Raw genomic sequence first — 26,082 nt, forward strand, 5'->3', positions numbered from 1 at the left:
ACAGCCCGCGGACTCCACGGTGGAGCCCGCGGATGGCGGAGGCGGAGTGGCGATGGTCTTCAAGAAGATGTTGAGCGCGTTCGGCGTGGGCGGCCCCAGCGTCGACACCGTGCTGACCAACCCGAACACCCGGCCCGGGCTGGCCCTGGACGGGCACGTCAACCTGGTCGGCGGCGACGCGCCGGCGCGCATCGAGCGGATCACCGTCGGCCTGGTCACCCGGGTCGAGATCGAGGGCGGCGACACCGAGTACGCCGGCGTCATGGAGTTCCACCGGATGCCGGTCAGCGACGCGTTCGAGCTGGCGCCGAAGCAGCAGCTCGCCATCCCGTTCCAGATGCCGGTGCCGTGGGAGACCCCGGTCACCGACGTCTTCGGGCAGCGGCTGCACGGCATGACCATGGGGCTGCGTACCGAGCTGGCGGTGGCGCGGGCGGTCGACAAGTCCGACCTGGACCAGGTCTCGGTGCACCCGCTGCCGGTCCACGAGCGGATCCTCGACGTGTTCCAGGCGCTGGGTTTCCGGTTCAAGCACGCGGACCTGGAGCGCGGCCACATCTACGGCGTGCCACAGACGCTGCCGTTCTACCAGGAGATCGAGTTCTACGCCGCGCCGCAGTACGCGCAGACCGTCACCGAGGTCGAGCTGACGTTCGTGACCAGCCAGCAGGGCGTCGAGGTGATCCTGGAGTGCGACAAGCGCGGCGGCTTCCTCAGCGCCGGGCACGACGTCTACGGGCGGTACTCCGTCCCGCACAGCGACGCCTCGCGTACCGACTGGCCGCAGGTGGTCGACGGGTGGCTGCGGGAGACCACGTCCCGGTACGGCGGCCTGCGCGCCCAGGGCTTCGGCGCCCCGCAGGGCCACTACGGCGCCCCCGGTCACTACGGTCCGCAGGGCCACCACGGTCGTCGTGGCGGCGGCATGGGCGGCATGGTGGCGGGCGCGGCGCTGGGCGTCGCCGGCGGTCTGGTGGCCGGCGAGATGCTTGAGGACGCCTTCGAGGGCGACGACGGCGGGGACTTCGGCGACGAGTGACGGCACGCGACGACGCCCCCGGGACGGATCCCGGGGGCGTCGTCGTCTCAGGAGCGCCTCCGGTCAGTGCCGGGGCTTGCGCTCGTCGCCGCTGCGGAAGTTGCTTCCGGCCTTGGCCAGACCGCGGCTGCCGAGGTAACCGATGGTCAGCAGCGTGATGAAGAACCAGGCCTGGTTGGCGCGGAAGATGTCCACCCCGACCGAATTCTTGCCGACGAGGTACGACGCCACCAGCACGCCCGCGACGGACGCGAGGTAGATCCAGAACTCGGTCGTCGCGAACGACGGCTTGGTCTCGGTGCCCGGCGCGGCCATCGCCCGGTCCCGGTGCCCGTCGTGCATCATCGGCATCTGCTGCGTCGACGTGTCCTGCATGCGCGTCCGGTTCTGCACGTCCGACATCGGCCGGTTCATCGGCCTGGTGGATGCAGCCTGCGTGCTCATCTGTCCTCCTCAAGGATGCGATGAGTCGTTACCTGCACACCCTCGCCCCGCTACCGCGGGTCGGCCACGGCACGGTTCGCGCTCGGTGGCGGGGGCACCCCCCGACTACCCGACCCCGGAGACAAGCTAACCGTCGGATGACCGGCCGCTCCGGCCCGTCGTGGGTACCCCCGGGGAACCGGACCTCCGGGTACGGAACGGACGCCACCGGTTTCAGCCCTCCGCGCCCGGGCACGCACCACGGACACCCACACGACAAGCTGCGAGGTGGTTGACGTGCGTGAGGACGACATCCGGCAGGACGCCGCCCGGCAGGCCGAACAGCGGGTCGCCGGCGGCGTGTACGGCGAGGGCGCGCTGGACGAGGTCACCGTGCCGCCGACCGACGAACAGCGGGTGATCCAGGAGTCGGACCCGGACGACCCGGCGCACGTGGCGATCGACCCGGACGTGCTGCGCGACGGCGGGCCGACCCGCGGCCAGGGCGCGGTCACCACGACCGGCGGCACGGCCGGCCCGGCCAGCGTGCGCCGGGTGGCCCGGCAACCGGAGCGGCACCCGGGCAAGGTGGCGCCCACCACCACCGGGGACGCCACCACCGGCGGGCTGAGCACCCCGGCCGGCGGTTCCACCAGTGACGCCTCGGCCCCCGGCGCCCAGGTCGCCAACGTCACCGACGAGGGCGCCAACCCGGGCTGACAGTTGTTGAGAAGGGGCCCCTCCTCTACCGGAAGCGTTGAGAAGGGGCCCCTCCTTACGTCCGGAGGATGCCGAGGCGCTGGGTGGCGCGGGTGAGCGCGACGTAGAGGTCGCTGTGGCCCCGGGGCGACTCGGCGACGATCCGGTCCGGGTCCACCACCAGCACCGAGTCGAACTCCAGGCCCTTCGCCTGTTCGGTGGTCAGCACCACCACCCGGTTCGCCAGCTCCGGCTGCTCGCCGACCGCCGCCTCGGGCAGCGCCGCGACGACCGCGCCGCCCAACTCGGCCACCCGCCCGGTCGGCACCAGCACGCCGAGCCGCCCGTCGCCCAGGGACGCGGCCTCCCGCGCGGTCACCTCGACCAGTTCGGCGACGAGCCGGTCCGCCGGGACGGTCCGGTCCCACGGCGGTACGCCGGTGGCGCGTACCGAGCGGGGTGGGCGCAGCGCCGGGTCGATCTCGGCGAGCACCTCGGCGGCGACCGCCATGATCTCGGCCGGGGTGCGGTAGCTGACGGTCAACTCCGCCAGCCGCCACCGGTCCGCCACGTACGGCGTGAGCGCCTCGCCCCAGGACGGCGTGCCGGCCAGCGCGCCGGTCTGCGCCACGTCCCCGACGATGGTCATCGACCGGCTCGGGCAGCGGCGCATCAGCAGCCGCCAGGCCATCGGCGACAACTCCTGCGCCTCGTCCACGATGACGTGCCCGAACGCCCAGGTGCGGTCCGCGGCGGCCCGCTGGGCCGTGGTGAGCCGGTCGGACTCCTCCTGCCGCTCGGAGAGCCGGGCGGCGTCGATCAGGTCGGTCACGCCGAGGATCTCACCGCCGTCGGCCTCGTCCTCCACGTCGATCGAGCGGGAGCCCCGCCAGATCTCCAGCACGCCCTCGGCGTACTCGCGTTCCATCGCGCGGATCCGGTCCCGGCGCGCGGCGGCGGCGCGTTCGTCCTCGCCGAGCAGCTCGGCGGCCTCGTCGAGCAGCGGCACGTCGGCCGGCGTCCAGCCGCCGGGCTCCCGGTGCAGCGCGGCCCGCTCGGCGTCGGTGAGCATCGGCGCGGCGGTGGCGATCCGCTCCGGCGACGTGAACAGGTCGGCGAGCAGCCGCTGCGGGGTGAGCACCGGCCACAGCTCGTCGAGCGCGGCCACGATCTCCGGCTCCTCGCGCAGCTCGCGGCGGATCTCCGCGCGGTCCGCCTCGGAGAGCAGGTTCTCCCCGCCGAGCGGGTCGGCGCCGATCCGCTCGGCCACCTGGTCGGCGAGCGCGTGCACGATCTCCACGTCGAACAGCGCGCGGGCCAGGTTGTGCGGCCGGCCGGTGCGCCGGACCCGGTCACGGGCCTGGCGGACCGTCTCCGGGTCGAGCGTGAGCACCTCCCGCTGCGGCAGCTCGACGGTGATCGGCTCGGCCGGCACCCACTGCCGGTCCCGGACCGCGCCGGCGAGCACCTCGGCCAGCACCGCGCGGCCCTTCAGCGCCGCGGTGGTGGCCGGCTCGGTGCGCCGGGCGTGCACGCCCGGGAACAGGTCGGCCTGGGTGCGCAGCAGCACGCCGGTCTCGGCCAGCGCCGGCAGCACCTGCGAGATGTAGCGCAGGAACGTGGCGTTCGGGCCGACCAGCAGCACGCCCCGGGTGGATAGCTGCTGGCGGTGGGTGTAGAGCAGGTACGCGGCCCGGTGCAACGCCACCGCGGTCTTGCCGGTGCCGGGCCCGCCCTGCACCACCATCACGCCGGGCAGGTCGGCACGGATGATGCGGTCCTGCTCGACCTGGATCGTCTCGACGATGTCGCGCATCCGGCCGGTGCGTCCGGCGTTGAGCGCGGCGAGCAGCGACGCCTCGCCGGTGACCTCCTCGTGCGCGGTGGGGGAGGCGGCGGTGATGTCCAGCACCTCGTCGTTGAGGCCGGTGACCTTCCGGTCGCGGGTGCGCAGGTGCCGACGCCGGCGTACGCCCTGCGGGTTGGCGGCGGTGGCCAGGTAGAACGGGCGGGCGGCCGGGGCACGCCAGTCCATCAGCAGCGGGTCGTACTCGCCCGAGGTGTCGAAGATGCCGATCCGGCCGATGTAGCGGGCGGCGCCGTCGTCGCCGTCGAGGCGGCCGAAGCAGAGGCCGGACTCGACGGCGGAGTACTGCTCGACCTGGTCGGCGTACATCGCCACGGTGGAGTCGCGCTGCGAGCGGGCCTGCTGGGTGCCGCCGGTGTGGCGCAACTCCTCGTCGAGCCGGCGGGCGGCCTGCTCGCGCAGCCCGTCCAGCCGGTCGTAGAGCATCGAGACGTACTCCTGCTCGCGACCGATCTCGTCGTCGTCCTGGTGCAGCTCACCCGACACGTCGGAGTGCGTTGACAAGCGGGCTCCTCATTGACTAAAATTGCCGCAGGAATGGCATTCATAAGCCATTCCTTTTTTGTGCCTGAACTGAGAAAGATAGCGCGTCGCCCGCCATTCGACCAAGCCCGGACACGGCTCGGGGCCCGGCCGGCGCACGCCGACCGGGCCCCGAGCCCGACGTTCGATCAGCCCTTCGCGGCCTGGTAGAGCCGCTCCGGCGTGACCAGGCCGGCCACCACCCGGCCGTCGTCGGTGAGCAGCACGCTGAACAGCTTGCCGCTCAGCAGCCGCCCGCTGCCCCAGTCGCCGCTGACCTTCGGCAGGTCACCGAGCACCTTCGCCAGCATGTCGGCGTCCGGCGCGCCCGCGCCGGCCTTCGTGCCGCCGGCCTTCGCCGCGCCGTCGAGCCCGGCCGCGTCGCCGAGCGTGGCGACCACCACCGTGGTCCAGCCGGTGCCGACGGTACGCACGTCCGGCCGCTGCCCGTCGTCCTTGCCGAGCGCCTTGCCGTCCTTGCCGTCCTTACCGAGCGCCTTGCCGGCCGGACCGGGACGCGCGTCGGCCGACTCCTCGGTGACCTTGACACCGGGCGGCGGGTTGAACCGGAACTGGTCGGCGTCCGGGGTGCGGAAGTCGACCTGGGTGAACGCCACCTCGAACGCCGGCTCGTCCTGACCGTCGGCCAGCACCTCGAAGCGCAGCGGCACGTGCTCCTTCGCGTCCAGCGCGATGCGCACCTGGTGCACCAGCGACGCCTTGTCGCGCGGCGTGAGCACCAGCTCGTACGCGTCCCGCCCGGCCACGGTGGCGGACCGGCCGACGGTCACCGCGGTGGTCGGGTCGATCGCGGCCAGCGCCTGCTGGGCGGCGTCGGCCGGGGTGGCCGGCGCGGACGGCAGGTCCTTGCCGTCGGCCGGCAGCTTCCGGTGGACGGCGGTGTTCTCCCGGCTGCTCCAGGTCCAGACGTCGCGGCCGTTGCGCAGCACGTCCTGCTCGCCGAGCGTGTCGACCAGGGCGAGCCGCTGCCGGTCCTCGCCGCCGTACCAGACGCGCAGCGTGTGCGTGCCGGAGACCAGACCGGCGAGCTGGTTGCCGCTGGCCTGGCCGGCGAGCGCGGCGATCGGCGGCAGACCCAGGTCGGCGCGCTGCACGACGGTGCCGGAGAGCCCGTCCAGGCGGGACGTCCGCAGGTCGTCGAGCAGTTGGGCGGCGCTGCGCGGGGGCAGGGCCGGGTCGGCGGCGGCGAACGTGCCGACCGCGGCGCCGCCGCCGATCACGGCGACCCCCGCGGTCACCGGGACCAGCCAGCGCAGCACGGCGCGGTTCTTCATCACAGACATCAGTGTGCACCTCCTTGCGCTCCATGCTGCGGGATCGTCGCTGTGAGGACGCTGAGCCGATCCCCTACGGGTGACCCGGTGGTGGCACCCTGGACCGGTGCGGTTGCTGGTGGTGGAGGACGAGACGCGGCTCGCCGCGGCGTTGCGCCGGGGCCTGTCGGCGGAGGGCTTTGTGGTGGACGTGGCGGCCACCGGCCCGGCCGGGCTGGACGCGGCCCGGCACGGCGACTACGACGCGATGATCCTCGACGTGATGCTGCCCGGCCTCTCCGGCTACGAGGTGGTGCGCCGGTTGCGCGCCGAGCAGCGCTGGCTGCCGGTGCTGATGCTGTCCGCCAAGGACGGCGAGTACGACCAGGCCGACGGCCTGGACTGCGGCGCCGACGACTACCTGACCAAGCCCTTCTCGTACGTGGTGCTGCTGGCCCGGCTGCGGGCGCTGCTGCGCCGGGGCGCGCCCCGCCGGCCGGCCGTGCTCACGGTCGGTGACCTGCGGCTGGACCCGGCCCGGCGGCGGGTCACCCGGGCCGACGCCGAGGTGGCGCTGACCAGCCGCGAGTACGCGCTGCTCGACTACCTGATGCGCCGCCCCGGCGAGGTGGTGTCCAAGACCGAGCTGCTGGACCACGTCTGGGACGCCTCGGTGGACACCGCCCCGAACGCGGTGGAGGTCTACGTCGGCTACCTGCGCCGCAAGATCGGCCGGGAGCGGTTGGAGACGGTCCGGGGCGCCGGCTACCGGCTGGCCACGTGATCCGCCCCCGGCGCCGGCTCGGCCTGCGGGCCCGGCTGCTCGCGCTGGGCGTGCTCGGCCTGGCGCTCGGGTTCGCGCTCGGCGGCGCGCTGCTGCTCGGCGCGCTCGGCTGGACGCTGCAACGCTCGGCCGACGCGGAGGCGTTGCGGACCGCGGACGCGGTCGCGTTGCTCACCGCCGAGGACGCGCTGCCGGACCCGCTGCCGGTGGCCGGCGGCCAGTTGCGCGTGCAGGTGGTGGACGCGCAGAGCCGGATCCGGGCCGCCTCGATCGACGCGGACCGGCTGGTGCCGATGCTCGGCCCCGACGAGTTGCGGCCCGGGCAGCGGCAGCGGCTGGTGGTGGACGGGCAGCGGGTCGGCCTGTCCGGGCCGGTCCGGGTGGTGACGGTGCCGGCCGGGACCCCGGCCGAGCCGCGTACGGTGCTGGTGGCCAAGTCGCTGTCCGACGTGCGGCACAGCCTGCACGTGGTGCGCAACCTGCTGCTGGTCGGCTTCCCGCTTCTGGTGGCGGCCCTGGCAGTGGTGGCCTGGCGGGTGGTGGGCGCGACGCTGCGTCCGGTGGAGGAGTTGCGCAGCGGCGCCGCCGAGATCACCGGGCGGGCCGGGGCGGAGCGGCTGCCGGTGCCGGCCGGGCAGGACGAGATCCACCGGCTCGCGGTCACGCTCAACGACATGCTGGACCGGCTGGCCGCGTCCCGGGACCGGCAGCGGGCGTTCGTGGCCGACGCCGCGCACGAGCTGCGCAGCCCGCTGACGAACATGCGTACCGAGCTGGAGGTGGCCCGGCGGCTCGGGGACGGCACCGACTGGCCGGCGGTCGCCGACGACCTGCTCGCCGACACCGAGCGGCTGAGCCGTCTCGTCGACGACCTGCTCCTGCTGGCCCGCCTCGACGAGGACGACGCGCGCCCGGCACGGCCGGCCGCGGTGGGTCCGGTGGAATTGGGTGAGCTGCTGCGCGCCGTGGCGGCCCGCTACCCGTCGCCGCCGGTGCGGCTGGCGGTGCCGGCCGGGGCGTGGTGGACCGAGGGGGACCCGGGGGAGCTGCGCCGGGTGCTGGTCAACCTGGTGGAGAACGCGATCCGGCACGCGTCCGCCGAGGTGCGGCTGGCGGTCGCCGGGCCGGAGGGCGCGTACCACCTGGTCACGGTGACCGACGACGGGCCGGGCATCCCGGTGGCGGACCGGGAGCGGGTGTTCGCCCGGTTCACCCGGCTGGACGACGCGCGGGCCCGCGACGCCGGCGGCGCGGGCCTCGGCCTGGCCATCGTGCGGGAGCTGGTGCGCCGGGCCGGCGGCACGGTGGAGCTGGCGGACGCGACGCCGGGCGCCGCCGCACCGGGGCTGCGCGCCACGGTACGGCTGCCCGCGCTGACCGAGCCGGACCCGGAGTGACAGGTCAGCGGCGTCGCTTGGTGCAGACCGGGGCGGCGCGGGCCACCGTGTCGGTGGACCAGACCAGCGCCACGGTGAAGCAGTAGTCGGTGGTGCGGTCGAGCCCGTAGGCGATGTAGTCGCCGGAGCCGGCGGGCAGCGTCGCGAAGGTGTGCTGCGGCTGACCGGCACGGCCCCCGGCGACCACCACCGGTCCTTCCGCGCCGGCCGGGTACGTCCAGCTCAGCACGATGCTGTCGCGCCGGTCGGTGAGCGCGAACCGGCCCGGTGGGGTGCCCGGGGAGGCGGCCGGCCGGGCGCTGGCGGTGGGCCGCGCGGAGGTCGGCGGCGGCCCGCTCGACGGTGGCCCGCCCGACGGGGCGGCCGGGGTGTCGCGGTCACCGTCCACCCGGGATACGCCGGCGATCACCGCGATGGTGCCCAGCAGCAGCGCCACCACCACGCCGAGCACCGCCAGCGGCAGCCAGGGCCGTTCGCGCCGGGGCGTGGCGGGTGGCCGGGGCACGTGCACCGGCAGGTAGCGCGACGACGGCCCGTGGGCCGGCGGCACCCGGTGCACGCCGGGCGGCGCGTCGGCGGCGAGCCCGACCACGGTCGGCGGCACCGCGTCCTCGGCCGGCGGCCAGGGCTGCTCGGCCGGCTCGCCGGCCCGCCAGGGCTGCTCCGCCGGCTTGCCGACCCGCCAGGGCTGCTCGGCCGGCTCGCCGGCCTCCCAGGGCTGGTCGGCCGGCTGCCGGCGCGGGTCGGCCGGCTCGTCCGGTCGCCAGGGCTGCTCGTGCTCCGGCGGCCACGGGTAGTCGTCGAACGACTCGGCGTCGGCCTCCGGCGCGGTGCGGGGCGTGGGCACGTGCCCGGCGTCGGTGGCCCGGCCCGGCGGGTGGTAGAGCGGCGTGCGCACCGGCTCGTCGAGCGCGGGCGGGCTGTAGGGCGGCAGGTCGGGCGGACCCTCGACGGGCGGGGCGACCCGGGCGGCGGGCACCACCGGCGTCGTGGGCGCCTGTGGTTCGGGCTCGGCGCAGACGTGGTCCGGGTCGGCGGCGGCCCGGGCCAGGCCGGCCACCTGGACGGCGAGCGGGTCGTCCACGGCGAGGTGCTGGCGGCACAGGTCCTCGGCGAGCGCCAAGTGCTCGTGCGCCTCGGCGTACCGGCCGCAGTCGCGTTCCATCGCGCCGAGCTTGGCCAGCATCTTGATGCCGCTGGGGTGGTCGTCGCCGTAGACCTCGCGGTGCAGCTCCCAGGCGTCGGCGAGGCGGTCGCGGGCCACCTCGCACTGACCGCGGGCATACTCCACGGTGGCCAGGTCGGCGTGCGCGGCCAGCACCCGCTGCGACTCGGGCCCGTCGCGGGCGGTCAGCTCGATGATGACGTCGGAGTAGAGCCGCGCGGCGCGGGCGTCGCTGCCGACCCGGTGCAGCACCGCGGCCAGCGTCGCGGCGGCGGTGACGGTGCGCTCGTCGGAGCGGCCGAACAGGCGGGTGGCCGCCGCGTACGCGAACGCGGCCCAGCCACGCGCGGAGTGCGGTTCGCCGAGCGCGACGAGCAGCCGCGCCTGGAGGCCGGCCGCCTCGGCCAACTCGGGGGAGGCGTTGCCGGGGCGCGGGTCGGCGTCGCTGAGCGCGTCGGCGAGCAGTCGTTGCGCGCCGGTGAGGTCGCCTTCGGACACCAGATGGTGCGCCTGGAGGGTCAGGTCAGCGAAGCCGGAGGACACGCCCCATCGTGCTCATCCGGCGACGGTAAGTACAACCCCCGGAGTGGATCAGTTTGGTGCCGATTGGGTCAAGTGATCGGCGAGCGTCTCGCTGATCCGGCGGAGCTGGTCGACCTGGGCCGGGCTGAGCGCGTCGAACAGGTGCCGGCGTACCCCTTCGACGTGGCCGGGCGCGGCGGCGTTCAGGGTGGCGAAGCCGTCGTCGGTGAGCACGGCGAGCTGGCCGCGCCGGTCGGTGGGGCAGTCCTCCCGGCGGATCCAGCCGGCGGCCTCCAGCCGGGCGGCGGCGTGCGAGAGCCGGCTGCGCGAGGAGCCGGTGGCGTCGGCCAGCTCGCTCATCCGCAGCCGCCGGCCGGGGGCCTCGGAGAGTCGGACCAGGATCTCGTAGTACGCGTGCGGCATGCCGGCGTCGCGTTGCAGTTCGCGGTCGAGCGTGTCCATCAGCGCGCGGGAGGCGGCGAGGAAGGCGCGCCAGGTCCGCTGTTCGTCGGGGTCCAGCCACCGGGTCATGACGCCCATCATACCGCCAATGGTTGAACGCTCAATTAAAACGCGGTACCGTCGAGGGCATGGGAATCCACCGGCTCAACCACGCCGTCCTCTACGTCAGTGACCTGGAGCGCAGCGTCGCCTTCTACCGCGACGTGCTGGGCTTCCGCCGGGTCCCGATGACGCCGGACGGCTTCCGCGGCGCCGCCTTCCTCCAGGCGCCCGACTCCACCAACGACCACGACCTCGGGCTGTTCGAGGTCGGCGCGGCGGCCGGGCCGTCCCCGGCTGGCCGGGGCGCCGTCGGCCTCTACCACCTCGCCTGGGAGCTGGACACGCTCGACGAGTTGGCCGCCACCGCCGAGCGGCTGGCCGCCGCCGGCGCGCTGGGCGGCGCGTCCGACCACGGCACCACCAAGAGTCTCTACGGGCGCGACCCCGACGGGCTGGAGTTCGAGATCGTCTGGATCGTCCCGGCGAACCTGCTGGACGACGCGGCGCTCGCCGCCCGTAAGCGGATCGGTCGGCTCGACCTCGACCGCGAGCGGCAGCGCTACGGCGGCCAGACCCGGGGCGGCGTGGGCATCTCCGTCCCGGCCTGACCGGGGTTCCCGGCCGGGCACGTGGTCGGGTGCGGTAGAAACGGCACCATGTCGACCGACGCCGTCCTGCGCGAGCTGCTCGTCCGTCAGCTCGACCACTGGCTCCCCGCCGCGCTGCACCGGGCGCGGCGGGCCACGCTCGCCCTGGCGTACGCCGGGGGAGAGGCCGGTGGCGCGGAGGCGGCGCTGCGCGTGGTGGCCGAGTTCGCCGACCGGCTGCGCGGGCGGCGACTGACCGTGCTGGTGCTCGCCGACGGCGACGCGGAGCTGCCGGCGCGGCTCGGCGCGGTCGAGGCCACCCTGCCGGCCGACGTCGCCGTGCACCTGGTGCCCGGCCGGCCGGACCGGCTGCCGGTGGCGCTCAAGGCGGCCGGCGCGGCCGGCGCGCCGCTGCTCGCCGTGGTCGACGGCGGCACGCACGACCCGGCCCTGTTGACCGCCGTGGCGTCCGGCCGCCCGGCCGAGCTGCTGCTGGTCACCGCGCCCGGCCGGTCGCTGCGGCCGGCGCTCACCGCTGCCGGTTTCCCGTTGGTCACCGAGGTCGAGCTGGTGCCCGAGGACGGGCCGGCCCGCCTGCTCGGCTACGCCACCGGCTCCGACCGCGGCCTGGAGACGGTGAAGGACGCGCTCTGGGCCGTCGACGAGTACGCCGGCGTGCGCTACCGCGACCCGGCCGACCCGGCGGGGCGGCTGCTGGACATCACGCTCGACCCCGAGCCCGGCTCGCTGCGCCGCGAGCTGCTCGCCGAGCTGGCCCGTTCCGGCCCGCGTACGGTGACCGAGCTGCGCCGGTTCGCGGCCACCGCCACGGTCTACCGGGCCGCCGACGCCAACCGCGCGCTCACCTCGCTGCTCACCGCCGGCGCGGTGACCCGCGACCCGGAGCCCGGCCGGCTCGGCGGCGACGTGGTGATCAGCGCCGGGCCGACCGCTGGGTCATCTGCCTGACCACCACCGACGCGCCGGTGGCCACCACGCCGATGCTGAACACCATCTGGGCGCAGACCGCCACCCGCGCGATCTGCCCCTGCGCGTGCACGTCGCCGTAGCCGATCGTGGTGAGCGTGGCCAACGCGAAGTAGAGCGCGTCGATGCGGGTGTGCAGCCCGACGAACTCACCGGGGCGGGTGTTCGCCACCACGTAGTCGGCGAGCGCGAAGACCAGCAGCCCGGCGATCAGCGCGACGGCGAGCCGGGTGAGCGCGCGGTCCTCCGCGTCGCCGGTCGGCTGGTCGCGGGTGAGCTGGCGACGGACCTGGCCGGTGACCAGGAACGCGACCGTCGCCACCAGCAGCACCGTGGCGACCGAGCGCAGCGCCAGCCGCAACCCGTTCGGGTCCGCCTCGACCGGCACCAGGAAGTAGCCGACCAGCAGCAGCGCGCAGGCCGCCACCGCCCGCCGCCGTATCCGCCGCAGGGTCAGGTGCACCATGTCGCGATTGTCCGCCTCGGACCGGGTCGCGGCGGCGGAACACCGGACCGGACGACGAAATCCGGTGCCGACGGAGCGTCGGCACCGGATCTCCCCGGAGTTGCTCGCCCCGGGTCAGGCCTTGTCCTGCTTCCAGGAGAGCGGCCCCGGAAGGTCCACGCGGTGGGCGCGGGTGTTCGAGTTCCAGGACCAACGGCCGATCTTGATGCTCCACGAGGAGAACCCGTTCTGGGTGAAGTGGAGGATCAGCGGCCCGTACTTCTTGCGCTTGCGGAACTGAACGCCCATCGGAGGTGCCTCCTTCGATCTCCCTGCCTCTGCGAGGAGGAACATGCCCGGATCGACGAAACGCGAAACCCGGTCCGGTCCGGTCTGGACGGTGGGCGTCGCGCCCGGCACAATCTCTATCCAACGGGTAGGTGTTAAGGAGTCGTAAATGCTGGTGGAGACGGGTCGTAACAAAGCCAGCGATGAAAGTCTCACTGACTGGAAGGGCGTTGACCGGCGGGGACAACGGTCGGCAGCATGAGGGCATGTCGCAGCGGGACGAGCTTCTCCTCACCGCTCGCGTGCACGTCGACCTGGTCCGGCACGCGAGCGCGCTCTGTTGAGCCGAACGCTCGTCGTTCCCCCTCCTCCGCCCGTCCGTTCCCGTCGCCGGCGCATCGTGGCCCGGCGCGGCACGGCGTGCGCTCCGCCCCCACGTGGGCCCCCTCCACCGCATCGTGGACAGATCAGGAGACACCGCCATGCCCTCGACCCGATCACCCCGGCGTGCCCTCGCCGCCGCCGTCGCCCTGCTCGCCCTCACCGCCGCCACCGGCTGCGGCGCCGACGCCGGCGCCGCCGGCACCCAGACCACGGAACTGCGCTACCAGGGTTCGGTCGGTCAGGTGACGCTCCCCGAACTCGCCGCCGACCTCGGCTACCTCGGCGACGTCACACTCAACTGGATCGGCAACGTCACCGGCGGCCCGGCCGACATCCAGGCCACCGCCACCGGCCAGAGCGACGTCGGCGGCGCGTTCAACGGCGCGATCGTCAAGCTCCAGACCGCCCACGCGCCGATCACGGCCGTGGTCAGCTACTACGGCTCCGACGCGCAGACCTTCCAGGGCTACTACGTGCGCGACGACAGCCCGATCCGCGGCCCGCGCGACCTGATCGGCAAGCGGGTCGGCATGAACACGCTCGGCGCGCACGCCGAGGCCGTGCTGCGCACCTGGCTGGCCCGGGGCGGGCTGACCGCCGACGAGATCGGCCGCGTCGAACTGGTCGCGCTGCCCCCGGTCAACACCGAACAGTCGCTGCGCGCCAAGCAGATCGACGTGGCGGTGCTCGGCGGCGTGATCCGCGACAAGGCGGTCGCGGCCGGCGGCATCCGCACCGTGTTCACCGACTACGAACTGCTCGGGGCGTTCAGCGCCGGCAGCTACGTCTTCCGCGACGACTTCATCGCCCGCAACCCGGACACGGTCCGCGCGTTCGTCACCGGTGTGGGCAAGGCCATCGAGTGGGCGCGCACCCAGCCCCGGGAGACCGTGGTGGCCCGACTCAGGCAGATCATCGGCAAGCGGGGCCGCAACGAGGACGCCACCCTCGTCGACTACTGGAAGTCCAGCGGCGTCGCCGAGCCCGGCGGCGTCATCACCGACCGGGAGTTCGCCACCTGGATCGACTGGCTGGCCGACGCCGGCGAGCTGAAGGGCCCGCGTCCCCAGCCCGCCGACCTCTACACCAACCGGTTCAACGCGTTCGCCAACCCCGGCGGTGGCGCATGAGCACCGACAAGATCCGCTTCGACCGGGTACGCAAGGTCTTCCCGGGCCGGCGTGGCGGCGGCGCGGTCACCGCGCTCGACGAGGTGACCCTCGGCGTACGCCCCGGCGAGTTCCTGGTCGTCGTCGGCCCCAGCGGCTGCGGCAAGTCCACCCTGCTCGACCTGCTCGGCGGGCTGGCCACCCCCACCTCCGGTCAGGTGCTCGTCGACGGCCGCCCGGTCACCGGGCCCGGCCTGGACCGGGGCATCGTCTTCCAGCAGTACGCGCTGCTGCCCTGGCGCACCGCCGCCGGCAACGTCGCGTTCGGACTGGAGGCCAAGGGCCTGCCCCGCGCGGAACGCGCCGAGCTGGTCGCGTACCACCTCGACCTGGTCGGTCTCACCGGCTTCGCCGACCGCTACCCGCACGAACTGTCCGGCGGCATGAAGCAACGCGTCGCGATCGCCCGCAGCCTCGCGTACGACCCGGACGTGCTGCTCATGGACGAGCCGTTCGCCGCGCTCGACGCGCAGACCCGTGACCTGCTCCAGGACGAGCTGGTCCGGATCTGGCAGGCCACCGGCAAGACCATCGTGTTCATCACGCACGGCATCGACGAGGCCGTGCACCTGGGCGGGCGGGTCGCCGTGATGACGTCGCGCCCCGGCCGGATCAAGCAGGTCATCGACATCGAACTGGGGGACCGGGAGGCGGCCGAGGACGTCCGCTCCACCGACGCGTTCCGGCACCACCGGCACCAGATCTGGACGCTGCTGCGCGACGAGGTACGCGCCGCGCAGTCCGCCGTCCGCGAGGAGGCCCGCGTTGGTTGACATCGCCGAACGACCCGCCGCGACGGCGGCCCGGCCCGCCGTGCCCCCGGCGGTCGTCGCCCCCGCCCGGACCGGCCGGCTGCTCGCGCTCGGCGGCCGGGCCCTGCACCGCAGCGTCGCGCTGCTGGCGCTGGCCGCGATCTGGGAGCTGGTGCCCCGCACCGGCCTGGTCGACCGGGTCTTCCTGCCCCCGCTCTCCGAGGTGCTCGTCGCCTGGTGGGAGCTGCTGCGCAGCGGGCAGCTCGCCGACCACGTCGGCGCCAGCCTCACCCGCTCGCTGACCGGGCTGGCGCTCGCGGTGGCCACCGCCATCCCGCTCGGCCTGCTGATCGGCTGGTACCGCCCCCTCGCCGACCTGCTCAGCCCGCTGCTGGAGGTGTTCCGCAACACCGCCGCGCTGGCGCTGCTGCCGGTCTTCGTGCTCATCCTCGGCCTCGGCGAGACCTCCAAGATCGCCCTGGTGGTCTACGCCTGCTCCTGGCCGATCCTGCTGAACACCATCGCCGGCGTGAAGGGCGTCGACCCGCTGCTGGTGCGCTCGGCCCGCTCGATGGGCCTGGACCACCTGCGGCTGTTCCAGAAGGTGATCCTGCCGGCGTCCGTGCCGACCATCTTCACCGGCGTCCGGCTGGCCGGGGCGTACTCGATCCTGGTGCTGGTCGCCGCCGAGATGGTCGGCGCCAAGGCCGGCCTCGGCTACCTCGTCAACTACGCGCAGTACAACTTCGCGATCCCCGACATGTACGCCGGGATCATCACCATCTCCGCCATCGGGCTGGTGGTCAACCAGCTCCTCGTCGCCGGGGAACGTCGCTTCTCCACCTGGCGCGTCGACGTCACCACCGCCTGAGAGGAACCGCCATGACCCGCACCCTGCACCTGAACGCCTTCCTGATGGGCGTCGGCCACCACGAGGCCGCCTGGCGGCACCCACGCACCGACCCCGGCCGCCTCGCCGACGTACGCCACTTCCAGGAACTGGCCCGCATCGCCGAGCGGGGCACCCTCGACTCGGTGTTCCTCGCCGACGGGCTGGCCGTCGGGCCGGCCGTCCGGCACAACATCCAGGCCGTCTTCGAGCCGCTCACGCTGCTCGCCGCGCTGGCCACCGTCACCGAGCGCATCGGCCTGATCGCGACCGCCTCGACCACCTACACCGAACCGTTCCACCTGGCCCGCGCGTTCGCCTCGCTCGACCACCTCAGCGGCGGCCGGGCCGGCTGGAACATCGTCACCTCCGCCCAGGCCCGCGAGGCCCGCAACTTCAACCTCGACGACCACCCCGCGCACGCCGACCGGTACCGCCGCGCCGCCGAACACGTCGACGTGGCGATCAAGCTCTGGGACAGCTGGGAGGACGACGCGCTGGTGCTCGACACCGCCGGCGGCGTCTTCGCCGACACGGACCGGGTGCACGAGATCGCGCACACCGGCGAGCGGTTCCGGGTGGCCGGGCCGCTCAACACGCCCCGCCCGCCGCAGGGCCGCCCGCTGCTGGTGCAGGCCGGCTCGTCCGCCGACGGCATCGCGTTCGCCGCCCGCTACGCCGAGGCCGTCTTCACCGCCCAGCAGACCCTCGCCGACGGCCAGGCGTTCTACGCCGCGCTCAAACAGGCCACCGCCGACGCCGGCCGCGACCCGGAACTGATCAAGGTGCTGCCCGGTATCGCACCTGTCATCGGGGGTACCGAGAAGGAGGCCCGTGCCCTCGCCGACGAACTGGAGGCGCTGATCGTGCCCGAGCACGCGCTCGCCCAGCTCTCCGGCATGACCGGGCTGGACCTCACCGGCCGACCTCTCGACGGGCCGCTGCCGGACCTGCCCGACGCCACCACCGTGCAGGCCCACCAGAGCCGCTACCAGCTCGTCGTCGACCTGGCCCGCCGGGAACGGCTCACCCTCCGGCAGCTCATCGGCCGGCTCGGCGGCGGGCGCGGGCACCGCGTCGTGGTCGGCACCCCGGAGCAGATCGCCGACCAGATCGAGCTCTGGTTCACCCGGGGCGCCGCCGACGGCTTCAACGTCATGCCACCACTACTACCCCACGGACTGGAGGCCTTCGTGGACCACGTCGTACCCCTGCTGCGCCGGCGCGGGCTGTTCCGGTCCGAGTACGCCGGGCGCACCCTGCGCGACCACTACGGCCTGCCCCGGCCGGCCAGCGTCCACGCCGCCCGAGAGCTGGTGGCGTCGTGACCACCGTGGACCGGCCCGGCACCGGCACCGTCGAGCTGCGCCCGGTCGACGTCGACTCGTTCCGCGGCCTGCTGCGCCGGCAGGCGTCCACGGTCACCGTGGTCACCACGCCCGGCCTGCGCGGCGACCGGCTCCTGCCGACGCTGCCGCCGTCCGGGTTCACCGCCACCTCGTTCACGTCGGTGTCGCTGGACCCGCCGCTGGTCTCGGTCTGCCTCGGCCGCGCGTCGTCGAGCTGGCCGACCGTCGCGCACGCCGAGCACGTGGCGGTGCACCTGCTCGCCTCCGGCCAGCAGGAGATCGCGCAGATCTTCGCCACCAGCGGCATCGACCGGTTCACCGCCCACCCCGGCTGGACCACCGGCCCGTTCGGGGTGCCGCTGATCGGCGACGCGCTGGCGGTGCTGCTGTGCCGGGTGGTCCGGCGGATCGAGGCCGGCGACCACACCATCGTGCTCGGGGAGCCGCTCGCGCTCGGCGCCGGCGAGGACGGCGACCCGCTGCTGCACCACCGGGGCCGCTACACCACCACCATCGAGGACTGGTCCGAGTCGTGGTGAACGCACCCCCCGACGAGCTGCTCGCGCTCGACCGGGCCGCCCAGGACCTGCTGTTCCGGGCGGCCCGCACGGCCAACGCGTTCACCGACGAGCCGGTCGACGAGGCGCAGGTCCGGGCCGTGCACGACCTGGTCCGCAACGGCCCCACCGCGATGAACGCGCAACCGCTGCGGGTGCTGCTGCTGCGCTCGCCGGCGGCCCGGGCGCGGCTGCTGCCGTACGTCAGCGCCGGCAACCGGGACAAGACGGCCGGCGCGCCGCTGACCGCGGTGCTCGCCGCCGACGTGGACTGGCACGACCGGCTGCCCGAACTGTTCCCGCACCGCCCCGGCGCGCGGGACTTGTTCACCGGCGACCCGGCCGGCCGGGAGGCACAGGCCCGCTTCAACGCCGCGCTCCAGATCGGCTACCTGGTGGTCGGGGTACGCGCCGCCGGGCTGGCCGCCGGCCCGATGGCCGGGTTCGACGCGACAGGCGTGGAACGCGAGTTCTTCCCCGACGGGCGGCACCGGGTGCTGCTGCTGATGAACATCGGCCGCCCGGCCCCGGACGCCTGGCGGGAACGGCTGCCCCGGCTGCCGTACGAGGAGGTCGTCAGCACGCTGTGAATCAGCGCGGCTCCCACGCGTCCGGCTGGGTGGTCAGCTTGCGCACGTGCGCCGGCAGCCGGCCGCTGACCAGCTCGTCCAGGCTCACCTCGTCGACCACCCGCCGCACCGAGGCGCGCACCGCGACCCAGAGCCGGGGCAGGTTCTCCGCCGCGCCCTCGTACTTCGTCTCCTCGGGACGCAGCCCGCGTACCCCGGCGAGCGGACCGTCGACGGCGCGCAACACCTGCCCGATGGTGACGTCGCGCGGCGGTCGGGACAGCGTGTAACCGCCCTCGGCGCCGCGCTGGGCCCGGACGATCCCGGACCGGCGCAGGTCGGCCAGGACCGCTTCGAGGAACTTGCGGGGCATGTCCTGCTCCGCCGCGATGGCCTGGGTGGACAGCAGGGTGGGGTACGCGGTGGCCAGGCTCAGGGCTGCCCGGACCGCGTAGTCGCCGCGCGCGGAGATCTGCACCCTGCCATCATGCCCGGCCGGCCGGTGCGGGGGAGTCGGCGGGCGGGCGCGGGCGCACCAGACGGACGGGCAGCGGCTGCTCCCGGGCGGCCCGGAACGCCCCCGGGCTCACCCCGACCTCCCGGGTGAAGAAGCGGCCGAAGTTGGTCGGCTCGGGAAAACCGAGCAGCCGGCCGATCCGGGCGATCGGGTCGTCGGTGGCGGCCAGCAGCCGGCAGGCCTGCAACGCCACCCGCTCGTCGATGACCTGCTTGGCGCTGCGACCGGTCACCGCCAGGCAGGCCCGGGTCAGGGTACGCACGGAGCAGCCGAGCCGGGCGGCGTAGTCCTCCACCCGGCGGGTGTGCCGGTAGCCGCGTTCCACCTCGCGGCACAGCCGCCGGAACGTCACCGCCTCGGTGCCCGGCGGTGGCCCCTCCTCGCCACGCGGCAACAGGCTCAGCCGCAGCAGCAGCACGGCGAGCTGGTGACGCAGCAACGCCGCGGCGGCGGGCACCAGCGCGTGCCGGTCGGCGTCCACCGCGAGCTGACTCACCTCGCTGATCACCGCGTCGGCGTCCTCGCCGGTGAGCTGGCGGTGGGCGGGCACCGCGTCCGGATCGACGTCGAGGCCGCGCAGCGCGTCCGGCCCCCAGCTCACCACCGTGGCGTCGAGCTGCTGACCGAGGCAGCGCAGCGCCTGGCCGGGCCGGGCGCGCAGCAGCGTGCCCGGTCGGCAGGGCACGGCCCGGAAGTCCAGCTCGGCGGTGCCGTGGCCGTGCGTGACCAGGACCAGCAGGTCACGGTCGAGCAGGATCGGCCGGGGCCAGCCGGGTGCGGTGGTGAGGTCGTCGAGCGCGCCGGTGACGATCTCGTCGGTGTCGAGGCGGGTGTCCGAGAGGCCGATGCGGGTGGCCGGGGAGGGCTGACCGGTAGTGACCATCATCCCCGACGGTAACCGGCTCGGACGCACGTTGCATCTCGACAGTTTCGTCCCGCCCGGCTGCCTTGTCGGGGCGCACCACGGACGGTTAGGTTACCGATCGGTAAGGCTCGGGTCGGGTGACCGGCCCGCGGCCCGGCGGCGACGGCGATGGGATGGGCATGACGGATCTGTTCTCGGTCGACGGCAAGACGGTCCTGGTCACCGGCGGCTCGCGGGGGATCGGGCTGATGATCGCGCGCGGCTTCGTGCGGGCCGGCGCCCGGGTGATCATCTCCTCGCGTAAGGCCGACGTGTGCGAGGCGGTCGCCGCGGAACTCTCCACCGAGGGACACTGCGAGGCGATCCCGGCGGACCTCGGCAGCGACGCCGGCGCGCTGGCGCTGGCCGAAGCCGTCCGGCAACGCCACGACCGGCTGCACGTGCTGGTCAACAACGCGGGCGCCACCTGGGGCGCGCCCCTGGAGGAGTACCCGGAGAGCGCGTTCGACAAGCTCTGGGCCGTCAACGTCAAGGCCGTGTTCCGGCTCACCACCGCGCTGCTGCCGGCGCTGCGCGCCGCCGCCGATGCCGACGACCCGGCCCGCGTGATCAACATCGGCTCGATCGACGGACTCCGGGTGCCGTGGATGGAGGTGTACGCCTACTCCGCCACCAAGGCCGCTGTGCACATGCTCACCCGCGGCCTCGCCCACCAGCTCGCCGGCGAGGCGATCACGGTCAACGCGATCGCGCCCGGACCGTTCGAGAGCAAGATGATGGCGTTCGCGCTCGACGACCCGGAGTCGCGCGCCGCCATCGAACAGCAGGTGCCGCTGGGCCGCATCGGCCGCCCCGACGACATGGCCGGCACCGCGATCTACCTCGCGTCGCGCGCCGGCGCGTACCTGACCGGGGCGGTCATTCCGGTCGACGGCGGGATCACCACACGCGGCTGACCCGCGTACCCCTCGGGGTGAGACGGCCCGGGGCCGCGCGGACTCGGCAGATCCGCGCGGCCCCGGTGTGGTCGTGCTCAGCGACCGGCGAGCAGCCGGTTCACCGCGGTGTCGACGTCCAGGTGCTCGGCCTCCCGGCCGCGCGGGACGACGACGTAGGTCCGGCGCAGGAAGCGCACCAGCACGCTGCGCGGAACCTCGAACAGGGCGTTGCCGTCCGGGGACGACAGCGCCAGCGCGACGAAGTCGCCGCGCGGGGTGGCCCACGGCCAGACCCGCACATCACCGATGCCGGCCGGCTCGTCGAGCCCGGTGACCAGCAGTTCGCGGGCGAACGACCAGCTCACCGCCTCGCCGCCGGCGGACTCGGCATGGAACAGGACATGGACCGCATACGGGTCAGCAGGGTCGTAACGCAGACTGGCACGCACCGGCAAGGCGGTGGCGTCAGGCGCGACGAGCCTTAGCGACGTCTCGACCTCTACGGTCGTCGGTCGGATGACACTCATGGACGTTCTCCCCCCGGCACCGCTGCGGAACGCGCGTGTCCCGCTTTTCCCATACTCAGGTGCTGCTCCTGGCTACGCTCCGCCATACGCTGACTTCACCCAGTGGTGGGAAGGGGTTCGGAAAGCCTTCGGAGCCGGGAGACCCCGAGTAGGATTTCCGGTTCCGCCCACTCCGTCGTCCCGCCCGGCAACGGGTGGTTCAGTCGTCGACTTACTCCGGTAACGTCCAGTCCTCAGCAGGGGTGACGGTCCGGGGCGACACTGGGGGTGGAAATGGTCACGAGGGGAACCCCGGTGGCATCGCGGGCCCCGGGCGATCCGCCGGAGGATGCGGCCCGAACGGCCAGAAATCGGGGGTACGAAGTGCCGGTCGACGGGCGTTCCCCGGCCGCGCCCACCGCGCCGCGTCGGCGGGGCTGGCGAGGTCGCCTGCACACCACGCTCGACCTCATCCGCGCCAACCCCACCGGCCGCGTCGCGCTGAAAATCTTCATCGGCATCCTCGGCGCCGTCGTGGTCACCGTCGGCATCGCGCTCATCCCGCTGCCCGGCCCCGGCTGGCTGCTCGTCATCGCCGGGCTCGGCGTCTGGGCGGTGGAGTTCCACTGGGCCCGCCGGCTGCTCGCGTTCACCCGCCGGCACGTCAACGCCTGGACGCGCTGGGTGACCAGTCGATCGCTGCCGGTGCGCTTCGTGCTCGGGCTGGTCGGGCTGGTCTTCGTGTCGGTGGTGGTGTGGCTGTCGCTGAAGTACAGCCTCGGCATCGACGTGGTCGCGCGGGTGCTGCACTACCTCGCGACGCACTGAGGCCCGGTTTTTGGTCCGGGCCGTCGATCAGGTAGAGTCATGCGCGCTGAGGGCGATTAGCTCAGCGGGAGAGCGCTTCGTTCACACCGAAGAGGTCACTGGTTCGATCCCAGTATCGCCCACGCAGGTCAAAGGCCACTTCCCGGCTTCGGGAGGTGGCCTTTCTGCTTGCGTACAGCAGCTTTGTACAGCAGTTCTCGTCAGCGGCTCAGGGAGTCGCCGAGGCGCTCGGTTTTACCGTAGACGTACTTGCGGGTGCGCCGGCCGTCGGGCTTGGTGACCCAGACGTAGGCGGCGAAGCCGTTGCGATAGGGAAAATCGAGCCTTCGCCGTTGGCTCGGGTGCATCCGGGCATCAGGCGGCCTCCTGGCGTTCGACCTGCTCGCGGATGTAGTCATCGACCCATTCGGGGAGGATCGACGGTATTTGCCGTCCTTGATGGAGCACAGCTCGCCGGTGGCGATCTTCATCTTGACCTGGGAGATGCCGAAGCCGGCTCCGCTGGCGGCTCGCGGTTCGTGGGTAGTTGCGGAGGGCCATTCCGCCTGCCATCGACCGGGGCAAGCCGAAGCAGACCAGCACCCGACCCGCCAGCGTCCGTACGAGCCGTCACGGTTCGCCCGTTGTGCGGGCCGGGCGGTGGCCCGCTCCCCTGGTGGACGGGTGATGACAGACGGGATGGCGGTGTTGTCGGTGGCTGGTGTCTTGCTGTTGTCATTTGTGGGTGACGGTGTGCGTGGGTGTGGTACTGATCGGAGTCGTTGGGTGGCTGTCTGCTGGGAGGTGGCGTGGTGGATGTTGAGGTGACGGCGTTGGCGGCGGCGGTGGTGCCGCACGTGTCGGCGGCGGTGGCCGCGTACGGGGCGGGGGTGTTGTCCCGGGTGGAGGATGCGGCGACGGACGCGACGGTCGGTGTGGGGGGTCGAGTGCTGCGTCGGTTGTTGGGGCGGGGGGAGTCCCGGCCGGCGGTCGAGGCGGCGGTGGGGGATCTGGCCGAGGATCCGGGGGATGAGGACCGGGTGGCGGCGTTGCGGTGGCAGATCCGTAAGGCGCTTTCTGAGGACCCGGGTTTGGCTGCGGAGGTCGCGCAGTTGATGAGGGCCGCGGGGGTGACGGTGACGGCATCTGGGGAGCGGTCCGTCGCGGCGCAGACGATCAGTGGGGTGACGGTAACGGGCGATAACGCTCGGGTTACCCGGTGAGGGACGGGTTCGAAGAAACCACCGGCCCCGACCGTGCGCACTCCGCCGCCGCTGCTGGCGATAGGTCGATTGCTGCCCGTGAGATCAGCGGAGTGACCGCGACCGGCGACAACCCGAGGATCGATGCCCGGCAGATCGTGATGCAGCGGTCGTCAACCGGGTCGCCGGTGGTGCAGCGGTTGAGTAATTTGCCGAAGCCGCCGACTCGGTTGTTTCTCGGTCGGGATGAGGATCTGGCCCGCCTGGAGGAGGTGATGGCGGCGGGGCGTGGGGTGGTTTCGCAGGCGGTGCATGGGTTGGGTGGTGTGGGTAAGACGGAGTTGGCGTTGCAGTATGCGAACCGGCAGCGGGATCAGTTTGAGGTGCGGTGGTGGGTGACGGCGGATAGCCCGGCGGCGATCCAGGATGGGCTGGCGGAGTTGACCGCTTTGGTCAATCCTGAGTTGACGTTGACGGCTGGTCATCAGGACGCGGCTGGGTGGGCGGTGGCGTGGTTGCAAAACCGTTCGGGATGGCTGCTGGTGCTGGACAACGTGGAAGATCGCGGTGATGTAGAGCCGCTGTTAGGGCGGTTGGATACCGGTGAGGTGTTGATTACGACACGGCGTGATGTGGGTTGGGAAGCGGTGGTTGACGGGTGTCTGCGGTTGGGGATGTTGGATCGGGCGTCGGCGGTGCGGCTGCTGGTGGAGGCTGGGGGGCAGTCTGATCAGTTGACGGCGGCGGTACTGGCTGACGAGTTGGGGTATCTGCCGTTGGCGTTGCGGCAGGCGGCTGGGTTCCTGCGGCAGACACAGATGCCGATGTCGGAGTATCTGGATCGGCTGCGTGCCCAGCCGGCGGAGGTACTCAACCGGATCGCGGAGGGCGACCTGGCGGAGCGCGCGGTGGCGCAGGTGTGGTTGGAGACTCTCAATCGGCTGCGTGAGCAGCGGCCGGCAGCGGTTGATCTGCTGGGGATGTTGTCGTGTTACGCGCCGGAGGCGGTTCCGCGTGACGTTTTGGCCGGGTATCCCGGCGGGGGAAACGTGGTCGGTCAGGCGTTGGCGGTGCTGGCCTCGTACAACCTGGTCACCCTGACCGTCGAGACGGTCGAGACACACCGTTTGGTGCAGGCAGTGGTGCGTGCGCATGCACAGATCCCACGGCTTGCGAACACCCCCGAGCATCAGCAGCCTTCATCGTGGCCGCGCATCGTGGACCAGGCGGTGGCGATGCTCAACCAGGCACGTCCCCGCACCAGCCCGTCCAATGACGTTGACAGTTGGCCGCGCTGGCTGACCCTCAGCCCACACATCGAAGCGGTTACCGGTCATATACCAACCGATTCCGAGAATTTGGAAGCTGCATCGCTGATCGGACAGCTCGGCTTCTTTCATAACACCCAAGGCAATTACAACCGAGCCATCGTGTTGGAGCAGCGGGCGTTGGCGATTAGCGAGGCCGCGTTGCCGGAGGGCCACCCCGATGTGGCGTTGCGGCTGGACAACCTGGCGCAAACGCTGGTTGATCTGGGGCGGCCGGCGGAGGCGTTGCCGTTGCAGCAGCGGGCGTTGGCGATTAGCGAGGCCGCGTTGCCGGAGGGCCACCCGAGTGTGGCGTTGCGGCTGGACAACCTTGCGTACACGCTGGGCCGGTTGGGGCGGGCGGCGGAGGCGTTGCCGTTGCGGCAGCGGGCGTTGGCGATCAGCGAGGCCGCGTTGCCGGAGGGCCACCCCGATGTGGCGTTGCGGCTGGACAACCTTGCGTACACGCTGGGCCGGTTGGGGCGGGCGGCGGAGGCGTTGCCGTTGCGGCAGCGGGCGGCGGAGATGAGACAGACGAATGGATCCAAGGCAAGTGAGTAACCGGGTGACAACGGGGACAGACTCCGGCGCATATGCACGGACACATATGGACTGTCGGCGCATCTCAGTGGCGTAAGAGGCCCACGCCAGCGCGCGGTAATGGTTACCTGGTTTCAAGGAGTCCGCCGGGGCACACACGGGGCACAAGACACTGTGAAACGTCGGCAATCAGCCATCAACGACGTGAGCCCGGGAGCGGGCGTGACCAGTGCGCCGACCAGGTTGCCGCAGGTCATGGGAGAGGCAGCCTAAGTTCCGCCTCAACGTCTGACACCGGAGTTGGGTGACCAACTGGGTGACGATGGGCACGAGCAGCGCTGGACGTCCATGGACTGCGGCGGCCCGTCCGGGCAGTCCGAGCGCTGCTGCTGGCCCAGCTCATCGATGGCTGGTGATTCCCTCGGAACGAATCCGACCCCGGTTGCTGTCACCGTGCTGTCGATCGCAACCGGGCCATCGAGCCTATGACGGGGACCAGCGACGGAGGACTACGGATCAGCGCCCGTCGTCAGAGACGTGCGCAGACGCGCCCGGACGGAGGGCCCAGAACTTACAAGCGAAGGGTCGGGTGGCCGGGTGGTGCGGGAAGCAGGTGCTACCTGTCGAGCATGGTGAGAGGGTGGGTGCGGATACTGGCGGGGTGGTGGAGAAGCAGTGGACGGAGATGACCCGGTGGACCATTCACGGCGAGCGGGTCGTGGACGACACCAGGCGGGCGCGGCTGAGCATCGCGGAGGTCGAGCTGCCCGACGGGCTTCGCTTCGAGCAGTACGTGATCCGGGCTCCCCGGTCGGCCATGGTTGCCGTGCTCGACAACCAAGAGCGCCTGCTGTTGATGCGGCGGCACCGTTTCGTGCTCGACCGGTGGGTGTGGGAGCTGCCCGGCGGTTACGTCGACGGCGAGGAGCAGCCGGCGGTGTGTGCGGTGCGGGAGGTTGAGGAGGAAACCGGCTGGCGCCCTCAAGGCGTCGAGCCGTTGCTGTCCTTCCAGCCGTGGGTCGGTACGGCCGACGCCGAGAATCTGCTGTTCCTGGCCCGGCAGGCCGAGCACATCGGCACGCCGGTGGACGTGAACGAGGCTGAGCAGGTCGCCTGGATCCCGCTCGATGAGGCTTACCGGCTTGTGGCTCGGGGCGAGATCGTCGGTGCCGGCACGGTGATCGCGGTGCTGGAGCTGGTCGCGCGTAAGGCCCGTGAGGAGCTGTGA

At 72.9% G+C, this 26,082-nt stretch carries 29 protein-coding genes and 1 tRNA gene; 19 read left to right on the forward strand and 11 right to left on the reverse strand.

All coding sequences use genetic code 11. The features are described from left to right. Window positions 1-52 precede the first annotated feature (52 nt). Entirely contained in the window at window positions 53-1,039 is a 987-nt protein-coding gene (locus tag ACIA6B_RS02700; protein ID WP_396770279.1) for a sporulation protein, read from the forward strand. 63 nt (window positions 1,040-1,102) lie between these two features. Here ACIA6B_RS02700 and ACIA6B_RS02705 read toward each other — a convergent pair whose 3' ends face one another. Beyond that, complete coding sequence (locus tag ACIA6B_RS02705) at window positions 1,103-1,483, reverse strand: hypothetical protein (protein WP_396770281.1); 381 nt, start codon at window positions 1,481-1,483, stop codon at window positions 1,103-1,105. A gap of 276 nt (window positions 1,484-1,759) precedes the next feature. Here ACIA6B_RS02705 and ACIA6B_RS02710 point away from each other — a divergent pair, with 276 nt between their 5' ends. Beyond that, window positions 1,760-2,182 (forward strand): hypothetical protein, encoded by a 423-nt coding sequence (locus ACIA6B_RS02710; protein WP_281935104.1) that lies wholly within the window; start codon window positions 1,760-1,762, stop codon window positions 2,180-2,182. Between the two features lie 55 nt (window positions 2,183-2,237). Here ACIA6B_RS02710 and ACIA6B_RS02715 read toward each other — a convergent pair whose 3' ends face one another. Further along, a complete protein-coding gene (locus ACIA6B_RS02715; protein ID WP_396771195.1) occupies window positions 2,238-4,454 on the reverse strand; it encodes a HelD family protein in 2,217 nt (738 codons plus the stop codon). A 245-nt stretch (window positions 4,455-4,699) separates the two neighbouring features. After that, window positions 4,700-5,854, reverse strand: coding sequence for an outer membrane lipoprotein carrier protein LolA (locus ACIA6B_RS02720; RefSeq protein ID WP_396770283.1), 1,155 nt, complete (start codon window positions 5,852-5,854; stop codon window positions 4,700-4,702). Window positions 5,855-5,951: 97 nt separating this feature from the next. On the opposite strand from ACIA6B_RS02720, the gene ACIA6B_RS02725 reads away from it, so the two are divergent. Together ACIA6B_RS02725 and ACIA6B_RS02730 are read left to right on the forward strand one after the other, a co-directional pair. Beyond that, window positions 5,952-6,608, forward strand: a complete 657-nt coding sequence (locus tag ACIA6B_RS02725) for a response regulator transcription factor (RefSeq protein WP_107159334.1) — start codon at window positions 5,952-5,954, stop codon at window positions 6,606-6,608. Next, window positions 6,605-8,005, forward strand: coding sequence for a sensor histidine kinase (locus ACIA6B_RS02730; protein ID WP_396770285.1), 1,401 nt, complete (start codon window positions 6,605-6,607; stop codon window positions 8,003-8,005). The genes ACIA6B_RS02725 and ACIA6B_RS02730 overlap by 4 nt, the downstream gene beginning before the upstream one ends. Before the next feature lie 4 nt (window positions 8,006-8,009). On the opposite strand, the gene ACIA6B_RS02735 is transcribed toward ACIA6B_RS02730, so the two are convergent. Then, window positions 8,010-9,713: a tetratricopeptide repeat protein gene (locus ACIA6B_RS02735; protein ID WP_396770287.1), complete on the reverse strand. Its 1,704-nt coding sequence runs from the start codon at window positions 9,711-9,713 to the stop codon at window positions 8,010-8,012. A 48-nt stretch (window positions 9,714-9,761) separates the two neighbouring features. Continuing rightward, the gene (locus tag ACIA6B_RS02740; protein WP_396771197.1) at window positions 9,762-10,232 is read right to left on the reverse strand and encodes a MarR family winged helix-turn-helix transcriptional regulator; all 471 of its coding nucleotides are present in this window, start codon (window positions 10,230-10,232) and stop codon (window positions 9,762-9,764) included. A gap of 50 nt (window positions 10,233-10,282) precedes the next feature. Between ACIA6B_RS02740 and ACIA6B_RS02745 the strand changes: the two genes are divergently transcribed. Continuing rightward, complete coding sequence (locus ACIA6B_RS02745; protein WP_396770289.1) at window positions 10,283-10,804, forward strand: VOC family protein; 522 nt, start codon at window positions 10,283-10,285, stop codon at window positions 10,802-10,804. A 48-nt stretch (window positions 10,805-10,852) separates the two neighbouring features. Next, window positions 10,853-11,752, forward strand: a complete 900-nt coding sequence (locus ACIA6B_RS02750) for a hypothetical protein (RefSeq protein WP_396770291.1) — start codon at window positions 10,853-10,855, stop codon at window positions 11,750-11,752. Here the strand turns inward: ACIA6B_RS02750 and ACIA6B_RS02755 are convergent. Both ACIA6B_RS02755 and ACIA6B_RS02760 read right to left on the reverse strand, forming a co-directional pair. Further along, window positions 11,718-12,236, reverse strand: a complete 519-nt coding sequence (locus ACIA6B_RS02755) for a potassium channel family protein (protein WP_396770293.1) — start codon at window positions 12,234-12,236, stop codon at window positions 11,718-11,720. The two genes, ACIA6B_RS02750 and ACIA6B_RS02755, sit on opposite strands and share 35 nt — an antisense overlap. Window positions 12,237-12,350: 114 nt before the next feature. Next, entirely contained in the window at window positions 12,351-12,524 is a 174-nt protein-coding gene (locus ACIA6B_RS02760) for a DUF4236 domain-containing protein (protein WP_064498970.1), read from the reverse strand. A 182-nt stretch (window positions 12,525-12,706) separates the two neighbouring features. On the opposite strand from ACIA6B_RS02760, the gene ACIA6B_RS02765 reads away from it, so the two are divergent. From ACIA6B_RS02765 to ACIA6B_RS02795, 7 genes are all read left to right on the forward strand, one after another. Then, on the forward strand, window positions 12,707-12,847 hold the full coding sequence (locus ACIA6B_RS02765) for a putative leader peptide (protein ID WP_281935085.1): 141 nt from the start codon (window positions 12,707-12,709) through the stop codon (window positions 12,845-12,847). Window positions 12,848-12,985: 138 nt separating this feature from the next. Beyond that, the gene (locus ACIA6B_RS02770) at window positions 12,986-14,017 is read left to right on the forward strand and encodes an ABC transporter substrate-binding protein (protein ID WP_396770295.1); all 1,032 of its coding nucleotides are present in this window, start codon (window positions 12,986-12,988) and stop codon (window positions 14,015-14,017) included. Further along, window positions 14,014-14,829 (forward strand): ABC transporter ATP-binding protein, encoded by an 816-nt coding sequence (locus ACIA6B_RS02775; RefSeq protein WP_396770297.1) that lies wholly within the window; start codon window positions 14,014-14,016, stop codon window positions 14,827-14,829. The genes ACIA6B_RS02770 and ACIA6B_RS02775 overlap by 4 nt, the downstream gene beginning before the upstream one ends. Beyond that, window positions 14,822-15,679, forward strand: coding sequence for an ABC transporter permease (locus ACIA6B_RS02780; RefSeq protein ID WP_396770299.1), 858 nt, complete (start codon window positions 14,822-14,824; stop codon window positions 15,677-15,679). The genes ACIA6B_RS02775 and ACIA6B_RS02780 overlap by 8 nt, the downstream gene beginning before the upstream one ends. Before the next feature lie 11 nt (window positions 15,680-15,690). Further along, entirely contained in the window at window positions 15,691-17,025 is a 1,335-nt protein-coding gene (locus ACIA6B_RS02785) for an LLM class flavin-dependent oxidoreductase (RefSeq protein ID WP_396770301.1), read from the forward strand. Further along, window positions 17,022-17,585, forward strand: a complete 564-nt coding sequence (locus ACIA6B_RS02790; protein ID WP_281935076.1) for a flavin reductase family protein — start codon at window positions 17,022-17,024, stop codon at window positions 17,583-17,585. The genes ACIA6B_RS02785 and ACIA6B_RS02790 overlap by 4 nt, the downstream gene beginning before the upstream one ends. Then, a complete protein-coding gene (locus tag ACIA6B_RS02795) occupies window positions 17,579-18,193 on the forward strand; it encodes a malonic semialdehyde reductase (RefSeq protein WP_396770304.1) in 615 nt (204 codons plus the stop codon). Before ACIA6B_RS02790 ends, ACIA6B_RS02795 begins: the two co-directional genes overlap by 7 nt. A 1-nt stretch (window position 18,194) precedes the next feature. Here ACIA6B_RS02795 and ACIA6B_RS02800 read toward each other — a convergent pair whose 3' ends face one another. Further along, window positions 18,195-18,650: an Rrf2 family transcriptional regulator gene (locus ACIA6B_RS02800; RefSeq protein WP_281935072.1), complete on the reverse strand. Its 456-nt coding sequence runs from the start codon at window positions 18,648-18,650 to the stop codon at window positions 18,195-18,197. Window positions 18,651-18,657: 7 nt separating this feature from the next. Beyond that, window positions 18,658-19,572, reverse strand: a complete 915-nt coding sequence (locus tag ACIA6B_RS02805) for a helix-turn-helix transcriptional regulator (protein WP_396770306.1) — start codon at window positions 19,570-19,572, stop codon at window positions 18,658-18,660. A gap of 161 nt (window positions 19,573-19,733) precedes the next feature. Between ACIA6B_RS02805 and ACIA6B_RS02810 the strand changes: the two genes are divergently transcribed. Continuing rightward, window positions 19,734-20,510, forward strand: a complete 777-nt coding sequence (locus ACIA6B_RS02810; protein WP_396770308.1) for a glucose 1-dehydrogenase — start codon at window positions 19,734-19,736, stop codon at window positions 20,508-20,510. A 77-nt stretch (window positions 20,511-20,587) separates the two neighbouring features. On the opposite strand, the gene ACIA6B_RS02815 is transcribed toward ACIA6B_RS02810, so the two are convergent. Then, window positions 20,588-21,019, reverse strand: coding sequence for an SsgA family sporulation/cell division regulator (locus ACIA6B_RS02815; RefSeq protein ID WP_007457244.1), 432 nt, complete (start codon window positions 21,017-21,019; stop codon window positions 20,588-20,590). Between the two features lie 273 nt (window positions 21,020-21,292). Here ACIA6B_RS02815 and ACIA6B_RS02820 point away from each other — a divergent pair, with 273 nt between their 5' ends. Beyond that, window positions 21,293-21,826: a TIGR02611 family protein gene (locus ACIA6B_RS02820; RefSeq protein ID WP_396771199.1), complete on the forward strand. Its 534-nt coding sequence runs from the start codon at window positions 21,293-21,295 to the stop codon at window positions 21,824-21,826. Between the two features lie 50 nt (window positions 21,827-21,876). Beyond that, window positions 21,877-21,948, forward strand: a tRNA-Val gene (locus tag ACIA6B_RS02825). 78 nt (window positions 21,949-22,026) lie between these two features. Here the strand turns inward: ACIA6B_RS02825 and ACIA6B_RS02830 are convergent. Further along, complete coding sequence (locus ACIA6B_RS02830) at window positions 22,027-22,296, reverse strand: hypothetical protein (RefSeq protein WP_396771237.1); 270 nt, start codon at window positions 22,294-22,296, stop codon at window positions 22,027-22,029. A 321-nt stretch (window positions 22,297-22,617) separates the two neighbouring features. On the opposite strand from ACIA6B_RS02830, the gene ACIA6B_RS02835 reads away from it, so the two are divergent. From ACIA6B_RS02835 to ACIA6B_RS02845, 3 genes are all read left to right on the forward strand, one after another. Next, the gene (locus ACIA6B_RS02835) at window positions 22,618-23,028 is read left to right on the forward strand and encodes a hypothetical protein (protein ID WP_396770310.1); all 411 of its coding nucleotides are present in this window, start codon (window positions 22,618-22,620) and stop codon (window positions 23,026-23,028) included. Beyond that, entirely contained in the window at window positions 23,025-24,875 is a 1,851-nt protein-coding gene (locus tag ACIA6B_RS02840; RefSeq protein WP_396770312.1) for a tetratricopeptide repeat protein, read from the forward strand. The genes ACIA6B_RS02835 and ACIA6B_RS02840 overlap by 4 nt, the downstream gene beginning before the upstream one ends. A 640-nt stretch (window positions 24,876-25,515) precedes the next feature. Beyond that, entirely contained in the window at window positions 25,516-26,082 is a 567-nt protein-coding gene (locus tag ACIA6B_RS02845; RefSeq protein ID WP_396771201.1) for an NUDIX hydrolase, read from the forward strand.

The sequence above is a fragment of the Micromonospora sp. NPDC051141 genome (assembly GCF_044455765.1).
Classification (GTDB): Bacteria; Actinomycetota; Actinomycetes; order Mycobacteriales; family Micromonosporaceae; genus Micromonospora.